General features: G+C 68.7%; 13 protein-coding genes. 2 read left to right on the forward strand and 11 right to left on the reverse strand.

Translation table 11 applies throughout. The features are described from left to right. Positions 1-119 precede the first annotated feature (119 nt). Positions 120-1,214 carry a glycosyltransferase family 2 protein gene (locus FWJ47_RS09610; RefSeq protein ID WP_170228546.1) on the forward strand — a complete coding sequence of 365 codons (1,095 nt, stop codon included), beginning with the start codon at positions 120-122 and terminating at the stop codon, positions 1,212-1,214. Here the strand turns inward: FWJ47_RS09610 and FWJ47_RS09615 are convergent. The 11 genes from FWJ47_RS09615 to FWJ47_RS09665 form a co-directional block, all read right to left on the reverse strand. Then, positions 1,150-2,112 carry a glycosyltransferase family 2 protein gene (locus tag FWJ47_RS09615; protein ID WP_147107432.1) on the reverse strand — a complete coding sequence of 321 codons (963 nt, stop codon included), beginning with the start codon at positions 2,110-2,112 and terminating at the stop codon, positions 1,150-1,152. The genes FWJ47_RS09610 and FWJ47_RS09615 overlap by 65 nt on opposite strands. After that, positions 2,112-3,314, reverse strand: coding sequence for an LCP family protein (locus tag FWJ47_RS09620; protein ID WP_147107434.1), 1,203 nt, complete (start codon positions 3,312-3,314; stop codon positions 2,112-2,114). The genes FWJ47_RS09615 and FWJ47_RS09620 overlap by 1 nt, the downstream gene beginning before the upstream one ends. Before the next feature lie 10 nt (positions 3,315-3,324). Next, the gene (rnc, locus tag FWJ47_RS09625) at positions 3,325-4,047 is read right to left on the reverse strand and encodes a ribonuclease III (RefSeq protein WP_147107437.1); all 723 of its coding nucleotides are present in this window, start codon (positions 4,045-4,047) and stop codon (positions 3,325-3,327) included. Positions 4,048-4,052: 5 nt separating this feature from the next. Continuing rightward, positions 4,053-4,256 (reverse strand): 50S ribosomal protein L32, encoded by a 204-nt coding sequence (rpmF, locus tag FWJ47_RS09630; RefSeq protein ID WP_147107439.1) that lies wholly within the window; start codon positions 4,254-4,256, stop codon positions 4,053-4,055. A 40-nt stretch (positions 4,257-4,296) separates the two neighbouring features. After that, entirely contained in the window at positions 4,297-4,896 is a 600-nt protein-coding gene (locus FWJ47_RS09635; protein ID WP_246126252.1) for a YceD family protein, read from the reverse strand. Positions 4,897-4,943: 47 nt separating this feature from the next. Further along, positions 4,944-5,852 (reverse strand): UTP--glucose-1-phosphate uridylyltransferase GalU, encoded by a 909-nt coding sequence (gene galU, locus FWJ47_RS09640; RefSeq protein ID WP_147107442.1) that lies wholly within the window; start codon positions 5,850-5,852, stop codon positions 4,944-4,946. Positions 5,853-5,914: 62 nt separating this feature from the next. After that, on the reverse strand, positions 5,915-6,391 hold the full coding sequence (coaD, locus tag FWJ47_RS09645) for a pantetheine-phosphate adenylyltransferase (RefSeq protein ID WP_147107445.1): 477 nt from the start codon (positions 6,389-6,391) through the stop codon (positions 5,915-5,917). Positions 6,392-6,443: 52 nt separating this feature from the next. Next, positions 6,444-7,688 carry a glycosyltransferase family 4 protein gene (locus FWJ47_RS09650; protein WP_147107448.1) on the reverse strand — a complete coding sequence of 415 codons (1,245 nt, stop codon included), beginning with the start codon at positions 7,686-7,688 and terminating at the stop codon, positions 6,444-6,446. 44 nt (positions 7,689-7,732) lie between these two features. Then, positions 7,733-8,281 carry a 16S rRNA (guanine(966)-N(2))-methyltransferase RsmD gene (gene rsmD, locus FWJ47_RS09655; protein ID WP_211358994.1) on the reverse strand — a complete coding sequence of 183 codons (549 nt, stop codon included), beginning with the start codon at positions 8,279-8,281 and terminating at the stop codon, positions 7,733-7,735. Continuing rightward, positions 8,281-10,440, reverse strand: coding sequence for an ATP-dependent DNA helicase RecG (locus FWJ47_RS09660; protein WP_147107453.1), 2,160 nt, complete (start codon positions 10,438-10,440; stop codon positions 8,281-8,283). The genes rsmD and FWJ47_RS09660 overlap by 1 nt, the downstream gene beginning before the upstream one ends. 18 nt (positions 10,441-10,458) lie before the next feature. Continuing rightward, on the reverse strand, positions 10,459-11,589 hold the full coding sequence (locus FWJ47_RS09665) for an LCP family protein (RefSeq protein WP_147107456.1): 1,131 nt from the start codon (positions 11,587-11,589) through the stop codon (positions 10,459-10,461). A gap of 99 nt (positions 11,590-11,688) precedes the next feature. Between FWJ47_RS09665 and FWJ47_RS09670 the strand changes: the two genes are divergently transcribed. Then, the gene (locus tag FWJ47_RS09670; protein WP_147107460.1) at positions 11,689-12,231 is read left to right on the forward strand and encodes a DUF3515 domain-containing protein; all 543 of its coding nucleotides are present in this window, start codon (positions 11,689-11,691) and stop codon (positions 12,229-12,231) included. The last annotated feature ends 2 nt before the right edge of the window (positions 12,232-12,233 follow it).

Below are 12,233 nucleotides of genomic sequence, written 5' to 3' on the forward strand. Positions count from 1 at the left end.
CGGCCTTCCGTCTGCACCCTTGAAGCATCGGGGATTTTCTCCTTCCTCACGTCTGCCGCAGAGCGGCCTCTGGCCTGAAGCTCGCGTCCTGCGGAGGCGTACGCGGTAGCGTTGGTCCCGTGGATCATCAGCTGAGCGTCGTCATCCCCGTGTTCAACAACGGCGAGCTCCTGCGGACCACGTCATTCCCCTCCCTCACCGCCTCCCCTCACTTCGGCGAGATGGAGATCCTCCTCGTCGACGATGGGTCAACCTACGCCGCCACCCGCGAGGCCGTGGCCGAACTCGCCGCAGCCCACCCCAACGTGCGCGCCCACTTCTTCGACGACGGCGGCTCGGGGGCCGGCGGCCGCCCCCGCAGCAAGGCCCAGGATCTCGCCTCAGCCCCCTGCATCACGTTTCTGGACCCCGACGACGAAGCTCACGGCGACGGGCTCTGGGAGCTCTGCCGCACCCTCGCCCAGCACCCCGAGGCGCAGCTGGCCATCGGCAATCAGCTGCGCCGCTACAGCGACCGGACCGAGCAGGTCGACAACCTCAAGCACTACACCCACCAGGCCCTCCACGGTCGCCTCTGGACCGCGGGAGCCGATGTGCTCGCCGCAGCGAAGTTCCGGCCCAGCAACCTCTCCTCCATCGCCGTCCGCCGCGACTGGCTGCAGGAGACCGGCATCCGGCAGATCCCCCGAGCCGCCGGACAGGACTCCCTGTTCTTCCTGCAGGTCTTCGCCGCAGCCGAGCGCTTCGCCGCCCATCCCGGGAACACCTACACGTACCACGCAGAAGTGCCCGGCTCGATGGTCAACACCGTCACCGCCGAGTACTTCGCCAAATGCCTCATCCGTGAGCGGGCGCAGAAGGAATGGCTGGAACGGGACGGGCTGCTGACGGTCTATCTGCGCACCGGGTTCGAACGGGCCTTCGCCTGGTACCTGGGCAGGTTCCGCCGCGTCCCCAAGGATCAGCGGGACCAGGCCGCCGCCACGCTCCGGCAGATCGCCGAGGTGTACGTGGAGAACCCGTCGAAGCACCGCTGGCGGTACCCCCAGACCATGGCGTTCTTCCGCCGTCCCGGCATCCCCTCAGCCGAAGGCCTCAGACCCTGGGCGGCAGCCGCCCGCCGTCGAGCCGCCGAAGGCTCCGAGAGGGTCAGGGGCGCCGCCGGCGCGGGGGAGCTTCGTCCCGGGCGTATTCTGCGCGGCCGCGGCCGATGAGCGAAGCCACCATCCCGAGTCCCTCGCACAGGTAGTAGTCGTCCGTGTAGCTGATGGGGCGGCGACGCGCCCTCGCCTCCGCTCGGCGCAGGGCGCCGTACATCGCCCGCCCCAGCCCCTCCGCTCCGATCCGGACCCTGACCACCAGCTGGGCCGACGCTCGGGAGCCGGCCCTGCGGCGCTGCTTCAGCGCCCGGACGTGGCCGCCGCGCAGCGCACGGGCCCGCAGCCACTCCTGGGTGGCGCGGCCTGCCGGGACATACTCGGCCGCCGCCGCCTCTGCGCACCACCAGAAGACAGCGCCCGCCTCACGGAGCCGGTCGAAGAGGTCGGAGTCCTCACCGCCGGTGAGGTTGAACGTCTCGTCGAAGCGGAACCCTCGGCCGGCTGAGGCCGCCGGCGCGAACCATTCCGCCCTGACCAGCGTGTTGTTTGTGGCCAGCCGCTTGGGGCCCGGGCCCGTGGGTCGGTCGGTGCGGCGGACATAGCCGTAGGAGGCCGTCCACGCGGGCTCGCCGTCCTCGAACACGGGGAGGACGGGGCCGGCCACGGCGTCGGCTCCCGACTCCTCAGCGCAGCCCAGCAGGGCGTCGAACCAGCCGGGCAGAACCTGCTCGTCGTCGTCGAGGAAGACCACCGCCTCAGCGTCGGAGGGCACCGCCTCCAGGCTGGTGTTGCGAGCCTTGACCAGGCCCGGCTCGGGCTGGTGCACGTACAGGCCGCCGGAAAAATGCTCGGCCATCAGGCTCTCGGCCTCCGGCTGGGGAGCATTGTCGACCAGGATGAGGCGCTGCACCCCTTCAGCCTCCAGAGACTCCAGCAGCGCGGCCAGCAGCTCCGGGCGCCGGTAGGTGCAGACCAGCACCCACACGGTCTCCGGGGTGAGGGACCGAGTCATCAGCGCCCGCTCGCGGACGAGTCTCCAGCGTCGTCCGGGTCCTCGTCCTCCTCCTCGTCGAGGTCGTCCTCCTCGGCCTCGTCCGGAACTCCGAACTCGCCGTTCTCGTGCTGCTCGACCAGCTCGATGTAGTCCATGAACCCGCCCATGTTCTCCTGGGCCAGGGACGTGCGCAGCAGGCTCATCATTTCGTCGTCCGGCAGGATGACCTCCGCACCGGCGGAGGTGGTGGCGTGCTCGCCGGCAGGCATGGTGAACATGTGGATGTCGTCGCTGCGCACATCCCGCATGTCCAGGGCGTAGCCGGCCACGGTCTCAGCGTTGAGCCCCTCATCCACGCTCAGGTAGGGGGTCATGCCGTCGACCACGCTGTAGATGCGCTGCGGGTTGGAGAGCGTCTCCGCGGAGAGGAAACGCTCCAGGATCGCCCGGACCACCCGCTGCTGGTTCTCCACGCGGATGTAGTCGCCCGTCGGGAAGGACTGCCGCTCACGCACGTAGCGCAGGGCGCTGCTGCCCTCGAGGCGGATTGTGCCCTCCGGGTAGAAGGCGGGGTTGCGCTGGCCGGCGGAGAAGCTGTGGGGGTTGTCGATGTAGACCCCGCCCAGGGCTTCAGTGAGGTCGGAGAAGCCTTCGAAGTCCACGACCGCGACATGGTCGATGTGGGTGTAGAGCATCTCCTCGACGAGGTCGACTGCGAGCTCGTAGCCGCCGAGGCCCAAGGCGGTGTTGACCCGTCCCATGCCTTCGCCCGGAACCTCGACCCAGAGGTCACGCATGATCGACATGACGTAGACCCCGGAGCGGTCGGCGGGGATGTGCACGAACATCATGGTGTCGGAGCGCTCCGCCCCCTCGCCGGTGGCGTCCCTGTAGTCCTGCTCATCATCCCCGCGGGAGTCGGTTCCCATCAGCAGCATGTTGACGGTGCCCTCGGGGGTCCGGTAGGCGGAGTCGTCCTCGAGATCGAGGCCCTCGATGGTCTCGCGGTTGTCATCGAAGGTGGTCTGCAGGCTCCGCAGGTAGGAGAAGGCGACGACGACGGCGATGATCACCAGCACGGCCAGGCTGGCCATGATGATGCCGGCGATCTTCCAGCCGCGGCGGCGTGCGCCCTCCTTCTTGGGGGCCTCGGTCCGGGGCGAGGCCGGCGGGGGTGCCCCGCCGGCGGCGCGGCGCGCCCGGTAGGGTTCTTCGGTCACCAGCTTCTCCTCAGCTTCGTCCCAGTACGAGGGTGAGAATATCCGCCTCACCGTCCGGTGAGCTGATCTGCTCCACGGTGAGTCGTGCGGCTTCGCGTTCGGCGTCCTTCTTGGAGCTTCCCGCGCCCGTGCCGTACTCGGTGCCGCTGATGGTCAGCGTGGCGGTGAAGGTGCGGCTGTGGTCGGGGCCCTCACCCTGCACGAGGTAGCGGATCTCTCCGAGGTTCTGGGCGGCGGCGAGCTCCTGGGCCGTGGTCTTCCAGTCCTTGCCCGCCGTCATCGCCTCCTTGTCGGAGAGCAGCGGGGTGACCAGGCGCAGCACCAGCCGGCGGGCGGCGTCCACGTCGGTGGAGAGGTAGGAGGCTCCGATGAGAGCCTCCATGGTGTCGGCGAGGATGGAGTCCTTCTCCGCGCCGCCGGTGCGCTGCTCCCCCTCCCCGAGCCTGATGTGGCGGCCGACGCCGAGACGGCGGGCGATGCGCGCCAGCGCCCGGGTGGAGACCAGGGCGGCGCGCAGCTTGGCCAGGTCACCCTCAGGAAGGTCCGGGTAGCTGCGGTACAGGTGGTCAGTGACTGCGAGCCCCAGGACGGAGTCCCCGAGGAACTCGAGGCGCTCGTTGGTGGGGATGCCGTCGTTCTCATAGGAGAAGGACCGGTGTGTCAGGGCAAGACGAAGAGTCTCGGGGTCGATGCTGACCCCGAGACTCTCCAGAAGCTCTTCAGTTGGTGCCACCTGAATCAGGCGTCGGCGACTTTGCGGCCCTTGTACTCGTAGAACAGAGGGGTGTCTGCAGAGTCGGTCACCAGCTTGGCCTGGTGGGGACGGCTGTAGACGACACGGCCGTTCTCCACGGTCTTGACCAGGGTAGGCACCTGGGCCTTCCACTGGGAGCGGCGGTGACGGGTGTTGGAACGGGACTTCTTCCGCTTCGGAACAGCCACGGTTACTCTCTTCTCTCTCGGTGACGGTCAGGTCAGGTCTTCAGTGCGACGAGCGGTCCTCGTCATCGGTCTCATTCAGTTGTGCTGCAAGTCCGGCCAGCTCAGCCCAGCGAGGGTCGAGCTGCTCATGCTCATGGTCCGGGTCATCCTCCATGCGGAACCCGCACTGGGAGCACAGACCGGGGCAGTCCTCCCGGCACACCGGGGCGAACGGCAGCGCGGAGACCATCAGGTCCCGCAGGACCGGCTCCAGGTCCACGGTGAGGTCTGAGCCGACCGCTCGGGTCTCGTCCTCATCCTCCTCGTCGACCTGCTCCCGCGCATTCTCAGGCCAGGCGAACAGCTGCGTGACGTCCACCGTCAGCGGGAAGCTGATGGTGTCCAGGCAGCGGCCGCACTGTCCGCCGACCTGCCCAGAGGCGGTGCCGGTGGCCAGCACACCCTCATGGACCGAGTCGAACCGCAGGTCAAGCTCGAGCTCACTGTGCTCCTCGATGCTGACCAGCGGGGTCGCGAAGTCTGCTGGTGCCCCGACTGTCCGCTGCACAGTCTCACTGCTGCCCGGACTGTCTCTGAGCTCTTTGACGTCCACACTCAACCCGGCCGGATGCAGCGCAGAGGTCTGCTGCGGATGTATCACAGCGCTCAACTCTACCAGGGCTGCGCCATGAGGCGTAACCGGGGGGGTCAGCTCAGCCCTGGAACGAACTCGTCCTTGAGCCAGCTGCGCAGATCCGGGCCGAGGTCCTCACGCTCGGAGGCCAGGGTGACTACGGCCTTGATGTAGGAGAGCTTGTCGCCTGTGTCGTAGCGGCGACCCCGGTAGACGACGGCGTGGACTCCCCCGCCCTCCTCAGTCGGCTTCTTGGCCATGGCCTCGAGGGCATCGGTCAGCTGGATCTCGCCGCCCTTGCCGGGCGCGGTCTGCTCCAGCTCGGCGAAGATCGCCGGGTGCAGCACGTAGCGGCCGATGATGGCCAGGTTGGAGGGCGCGTCCTCCGCGGCGGGCTTCTCCACCAGGCCCTGCACCGGCACGACGCCGTCCTCGGCGGAGGTGTCAGCGCTGCCCGGGTCAATGACACCGTAGGCGGAGACGTTGTCGACCTCCATCACGGCGATGACGGATCCGCCGCGGGCCTGCTGCACCTCGATCATGGGGGTGAGGAGATCATCGGCCGGGTCGATGAAGTCATCGCCGAGCAGCACGGCGAAGGGCTCGTCGCCCACGTGCTGCTTGCCGCAGAGCACCGCGTGACCCAGGCCTTTGGCCTCGCCCTGGCGGACGTAGTGGATGTCTCCGAGATGGGTGGCCTTCTGCACCGACTCCAGCTTCTTGGAGTCGCCCTTGGCCTCAAGGGCGGCCTCCAGGGTGGGGGCCCGGTCGAAGTGGTCCTCCATGGCCTTCTTGTTCTGGCCGGTGATCATCAGGATGTCATCCAGCCCGGCCCGGGAGCCCTCCGCGACCACATACTGGATGGCGGGCTCGTCCACTACGGGCAGCATCTCCTTGGGCATCGCCTTGGTGGCGGGCAGGAAACGCGTACCGAGTCCGGCAGCTGGAATAACGGCTTTGCGAATCTTTGACGTGGAGCTCATGAGCACACCATACCCCGCGGGATCAGCGCCTTCCGGGAGATTTCTGAACGATCTGCGTCTCGTCAGGCACTTCCTGCGAGACGGTGATGGACCGCGCGCGGGACGAACTCGGAGACGTCCCCGCCGAGGCTGTGCACCTCTTTGACCAGGGTGGAGGACAGGTGAGAATGCCGGCCGTCCGCTGCCAGGAAGATGGTCTCCAGTCCTGCGAGGTGGCGATTCATCGTCGCCATGGACGCCTCATAGCTGTAGTCCTGAGGCCCGCGCAGGCCCTTCACCACCGCGCTGGCACCCACCTCCTTGCAGAAATCAGTGAGGAGGATCCCGGAGGGCAGCGGCTTCACGCTGACGCCGCGCAGATATCCGAAGGTCTGAGAGGCCATCTCAAGGCGAGCCTCCTGGTCCAGCAGGGGCCGCTTGGATGAATTGGTGGCCACGGCGACGACGACTTCGTCGAAGAGGTTCGCCGCCCGGGCGATCACCTCCACATGACCGTTGTGCAGCGGATCAAAGGTCCCAGGGCAGACAGCCGAATACATAGGCTCACCCTATATGCCGCGAGCGGGCCCTGCGGAAAGCCTCACTCCTCCTTCACTCAGCGGCTGCGCGGCTTCCCGCGGGGATGCCGGAGGGATTCTTCGGCGCCTGCTTCGGGGCCGCCGCCTCTTCCAGCACCGCGAGGAAGCGGGTGAAAAGGAGGTCCCTGTCGAATTCTGCGCGGGCAAGATTCAGGGCAGCCTCGGAGCCCGCCTCGGCGTCGATCTCGCCGGAGGCGAGGCGCACGATGAGCTCCTCAGCGGCTTCGGCGGGATCCCTGGGCAGCTGCCAGCCGGCACCGGCTTCGGTGAGCATTTCGGGAAGCCAGCCGGCATGGTTGAACAGGACCGGTCGGGCCGCGGCGAGCGCGTCGAAGACTTTGTTCAGCGAGTTGATCTCCAGGGCGGGATTGTCCACCAGGGTGGACACTGCGAAGTCAGCGGCCGGAAGCATCCGCTCGATCTCCGTGCGCGGGATCTTCCCCGGGAGCACTGTGAGCGCCTCAAGCCCGTAGCTGCGGGCGACCTCACGGGTCCGGTCCGTGTCGGCGCCCTCCCCGTAGGCGACCACCCGGAAGCGGGCCTCGCGCCGGTGGAGCTCGCCGGCGAGGCGAACCAGCCAGGGGACGTCATAGGTGATGCCGAAGCTGCCCGCGTAGAAGAGGACGATGTCATCCTCTCCCCATCCGAGCTCTGTGCGCACCTGCCGACGGCGGCCGCGGGACTCGGCGAAGTTCTCCACGTCTGAGGCGTTGGGCACCACGGTGGTCTTCGCCTTGGGCCAGACCCGCCTGACGCCCTCCTCCATCCCAGGGGACAGAGCGATGACCTGCTCGGCGGAGCGGTAGGCGAGCTTCTCCAGCATGCGGGCGGCACGGATGGTGACCGGGTTCTTCACGAAGCCGAGAGCGACCGGCGCCTCCGGCCACAGGTCCCGGACCTCGAAGACGAACGGCGCCCGGCGCACCTTGGAGGCGATGATCCCCGGAACGGCGGTGGTCAGCGGCGTGGATGAGGCGAAGACGACGTCAGCATCCGCCTGGGATGAGCGCAGCGTGGCCCGCGCCATGAAAGAGACGAAGGAGCGCACGCGCTGCCGGAACAGCATGGCGTTCTCATACGGCACAGCCAGCCTGCGGATGGTCACACCCTCGAGCTCAAGCTCTTCGGCCTTGCTGCCGCCGCAGATCACCGTCACCTCGTGCCCTGCGCGGACCAGGCGGCGCGCGAACTGCCACGGCCGCTGCCACCCCGGCTCCCAGGGAAAGTTGAAGTGCTGGTGAATATAGACGATGCGCAAGCCCGCTCCTCTCCGATCAGTGCAACTCTACCGGTCGCACCGGCTCAGACCGGCTCGGCCAGCCACAGGGCTGTGGAGCCGTAGGAGCGGTGGTGGAAGAGCTCCAGGCCAGCAGGCCACGCCGGCTCCGGGGCCCGCGCGTCCCGTTCGACGACGACGGTGGCCGCCTCATGCAGCTGCGGCGCGGCAGCAGCGAGCACCTTGGCCAGATCTGCCTCCTCCAGGGCGTAGGGCGGATCGATGAGGAGCAGCTCGATAGGGTCCCCGGCCCGGGCGGCGAGGTATTTGAGGGCCTCACCTTTGGTGACCTGGGCGGCGTCGCCGAACGGCGCGGCGTTGCGGCGCAGCACCCGGTAGGCGGCCTCGGCGCGCTCCACCGCCTCAAGCGCCCTGGCTCCGCGGGAGAGAGCCTCGAGGCCGAGGGCCCCCGAGCCTGCGTAGAGATCCGCCACGACGGCGTCGTCGATCGCGTTGATCCCCTCCAGCCGGGAGAAGAGCGCCTCCTTGACGCGGTCGGAGGTGGGCCGGGTCCCCGCGCCCGGCACCGAGGCGAGACGACGGCCCTTCTGCGTGCCTGCGATGATCCGTGCCACTAGACCTCCTTCATTCCGCCGCCGAGCTCTTCCAGCCATTCCTGCACCGCGTCCCGCAGCACGGGGTGATTATCCCAGGCGGGGTCCTCGGCGGTCAGCACCCGGATGCTCTCCTCGGCCTGCGCGATGACCTGCTCGTGCTCGATCACGGAGAGCAGCTTGAGCTTATGGCTGCGACCCGTCTGGGAAGCCCCGAGGATGTCGCCCTCTCTGCGGCGCGCGAGGTCCAGGCGGGCCAGCTCCATCCCCTCGGAGGAGGCCGCGACGTCGTGCAGCCGCTCCAAGGAGGGGTGGTCCTCGGGCTGGCGGGTGACCAGCAGGCAGAGGTTCTCCTCGGTGCTGCCGCGGCCGATGCGTCCGCGCAGCTGATGCAGGGTCGAGACGCCGAAGCTGTCCGCGTCGAGGATGACCATCAGGCTGGCGTTGGGAACGTCCACGCCGACTTCGATCACGGTGGTGGAGATCAGCACGTCCACCTGGCCACGCTCGAAGGCGCCCATGACCTGCTCCTTCCGCTCGGCGCTCATCTGCCCGTGAAGCTCGGCGCGGCGCAGACCAGCCGTGGCGGGATGCTCGGCCAGCACCGACGAGATCCGCTCCACCGAGGCGGCGGGATTGTCCGGGTCCTCCGTGTCAGTGATTTTGGGGCAGACCACATAGGCCTGATGCCCTGCCGCGGCTGTCTCCGCCAGCCGCTGCCAGACTCGGTCCACCCACTGGGGTCCCCTGCTGATGGGCGCCAGGTGCGTGGTCACAGGGTGGCGCCCGCCGGGCAGGCCCTCCAGGGCGGTCAGTTCGAGATCCCCGAAGACTGCCATCGCCACCGACCGGGGTATGGGGGTCGCGGACATCACCAGCATGTGCGGGCTGGGGGTGTGCCGCTGGCGCAGGGCATTGCGCTGGTCGACGCCGAACCGGTGCTGCTCATCGACGACGACGAGTCCCAGCTCCGCGAAGCTGACCGTCTCCTGCAGCACCGTATGGGTTCCGATGACGATCCCGGCCGCCCCCGAGGCGATGTCCAGCAGGGCCTGCTTGCGGGCAGTCGCGGGCATTGAGCCCGTCAGCAGGGTGATCTGCACGGAGGCTCCAGACGCCTCCGGGCCCAGCAGGCCAACGCCGACACGTTCGCCCAGCATGCGGCGCAGGGATCTCTCGTGCTGGGCGGCGAGCACCTCGGTAGGGGCTATCAGCACTGCCTGCCCGTGGCCGTCGACCACCTGCAGCATGGCGCGCAGGGCAACCAGGGTCTTGCCGGAGCCCACTTCGCCCTGCAGCAGCCTGTTCATCGGGGATTCGCCGGAGAGGTCCGCGGCGAGAGCCTCACCCACCTGCTGCTGGCCCCTGGTGAGCGCGAACGGCAGCCCAGCGTCGAAGGCGCTGAGCACACCGTCGGGATGCGGCGGATAGGCGGCCGCAGGCACCGCCTCCGCGGCCTCCCGCTGCCGATGCCTGACACCCTGGAGCAGCAGAGCCTCCTGGAACCGGAAGTAGTCCAGGCCGCGGCGGTGCTCTCCGGAGGCATCCGGGCGGTGAACCAGCCGATACGCCTCCGCCTGGCGGGGCAGGCCGTGCTGCGCAGCCGCTGACTCGGGCACCGGGTCCGGCCAGCTCTGCGGCGCCGCGGCATCGAGCAGGATCTCCACCGACCGCCGGATGGTCGGCGAGGAGACGCCCAAGGTGGCCGGGTACAGCGGCATCGGCCCCTGCCTCAGCTCCGCCTGGGCGTCGGCGGCCCCCTCCTCTGCGGCGATCACCTCAAAGTCGGGGTTGTTCAGGGTGAGCTGGCCGCCGTAGGAGCCCACCTTGCCGTGAAAGACGGCCGAGGTTCCCGCTTTGAGCCGGGACTTGGCCTGGTACCCCTGGAAGAACGCCATCCGAAGGCTCCGCCCCTGCTGGTCGGCGACCGTCACCTCGACCAGGGTGCCCCGGCGACGCTGCATCCGCCGCTCGGACTGCCCGGTCACCTCAGCGACGAAGCTCACGTGCTCGCCCTCGACCAGATCTGCGAAGCTCGAGAGCTGCCCGTAGGCCACCCACCGGCGCGGCAGGTGGTCCAACAGGTCCTTGGCCGTGGTGAGGCCGAGGTCCTTGTCCAGCTTTGCGGCGGTCCTCTTCCCGAGGACACGGTCCAGCGGCGTCTGCGGTTCGATGACCATCGAAGAGAGGGCCGGCTCCTAGTCGAGTGCGGAGAGGTACTCGTCCAGAGTGCCCTCGTCGATATGCCGGGCGATCTCAGTCATGGCGGACTCGTCCTGGTGGAAGATCCACTGGCCGTCCGATGAGTAGCCGTGGCCGCCGTTGGGCAGGGTGCCGAAGCTCAGATTCTGGGCGGCGCCGCGCATCGAGAAGGCCAGCTCGCCCGCCGCGCCGGATCCGAGCTCCTCGTCCACCACCAGGTGGGAGGAGAAGGTGCCGATCATGTCGTGCACCCGGACCGGGTTGGCCAGGGTGCTGGGGCTGGCGGCCTCGTTGATGACCGCCCTGACCAGCGCCTGCTGGTTCTGGACTCGCTGCAGGTCGCCCTGGGCGAAGCTGGAGCGGTGCCGGACGAATGCCTCGGCCTGCTCGGCGTCCATATCGTGGGAGCCGGGGGTGAAGGTGTACCCGTACTGCTCGAAGGGAGTGTCCTGCGGGTTGTTCACGGTGACGCCGCCGAGGTCCTCCACCAGGCCGGTGAAGCCCTCGAGATCAATGGCCATCACGTGGTCGATGCGAGCGTCGAAGAGCTGCTCGACGGTGGCGACGGTCAGCCACGGGCCCTGCGGATCGGCCAGGGCCAGGGGAGCGTTGACCTTGTGCCAGCCGTAGCCGCCGGGCACCTCCACCCACAGGTCACGCGGAATGGAGAGCACGTTGACGCCGCTGCGGTCCCCCGGGATGTTGATGAACATCATGGTGTCGCTGCGGCCGCCGCCGGGAACGCGGGGCAGATTCTCGTCGGCGCCGGATCCGCCGCCGTCGTCCGAGCCGAGCAGCAGCATGTTGATGGTGCCGTCGTCGTTGGGCTCGGGCCGGTCCTCCTCGGGCGGGCTCACCGTGTCCTGCTCACCGTCCGCGGTCGGCGGGAAGTGGTTCACATTATCCGAGTACGCCCGGGACAGCGAGAAGAGGTAGGCGCCGGCGGCGACGAGCGCGCCGATCACAAGCAGCGCCATGACGCTGAGCACAATCCGTCCGTTGCGCTTCTGGCGGGCACGCTCAGGGTTCAGGGGACGGCCGGGGCCGTCCTGAAAGTAGAAGCTGTCGTCCGGAGGGGGGCCTCCATAGCCGCCGTGCCGCGGAGGTCCAGGGGGAGCAGCCGTCATTCGTTCTCCTAGTGCTGGTGCGCCGGTGGTGCGAGGATCATAAGCGGGCGTTCATTCCGAGCATGGCGCAGATGCTGTTGACATAGCAGAATACCCCTGATGCCTAAGAATCCCCGCCTGAGCCCCAGGACACACCGCACGACCACGACGGCGGGGACCCTCTTCGCCGTCATGCTGGGCGCCTCCGCCTGTGCCTCCACCGCCAGCGTGGAGCCTGCCCCCGAGGCTCACGATCCGGTCTGCGCGGAGGTGATGCTGCAGCTGCCGGAAGATCTGGGGGAGAGCACGCAGCGCCCCACTGACTCCCAGGGGACCAGCGCCTGGGGGGACCCCTCCGATGTGGTCCTGCGCTGCGGGGTGGAGCCGATCGGCGCCACCGATGAGCCCTGCCAGCGGATCGACGGCGTGGACTGGGTCTTCCTGGAGCAGCAGGACCATTACCAGGCGGTGACGTTCGGCCGGGAGCCGGCCGTGGAGGTCCTGCTGGGGCTGGAGGCGGTCTCTTCGGCAACCGCCATGCCGGCTCTCTCCCCCGCCGTCGCCGAGATTGACCAGACGCGGGAGTGCCTGGACTACGAGCAGACCCTCGACGGCGAGGACCTGGACCCCGAGCCCGCCCTTCCCGAGGGGCAGAACGAGTAAGG

Origin of the sequence: Nesterenkonia populi (assembly GCF_007994735.1) — a bacterium.
In the GTDB taxonomy this organism is placed as follows: domain Bacteria; phylum Actinomycetota; class Actinomycetes; order Actinomycetales; family Micrococcaceae; genus Nesterenkonia; species Nesterenkonia populi.

What these genes read in the sequence shown, in the direction of transcription:
- FWJ47_RS09665 (WP_147107456.1), bottom strand. Translation starts at nt 11,589, where the DNA reads ATGACGGCTGCTCCCCCTGGACCTCCGCGGCACGGCGGCTATGGAGGC.
- galU (WP_147107442.1), bottom strand. Translation starts at nt 5,852, where the DNA reads ATGAGCTCCACGTCAAAGATTCGCAAAGCCGTTATTCCAGCTGCCGGA.
- FWJ47_RS09670 (WP_147107460.1), top strand. Translation starts at nt 11,689, where the DNA reads ATGCCTAAGAATCCCCGCCTGAGCCCCAGGACACACCGCACGACCACG.
- coaD (WP_147107445.1), bottom strand. Translation starts at nt 6,391, where the DNA reads ATGTATTCGGCTGTCTGCCCTGGGACCTTTGATCCGCTGCACAACGGT.
- FWJ47_RS09615 (WP_147107432.1), bottom strand. Translation starts at nt 2,112, where the DNA reads ATGACTCGGTCCCTCACCCCGGAGACCGTGTGGGTGCTGGTCTGCACC.
- FWJ47_RS09660 (WP_147107453.1), bottom strand. Translation starts at nt 10,440, where the DNA reads ATGGTCATCGAACCGCAGACGCCGCTGGACCGTGTCCTCGGGAAGAGG.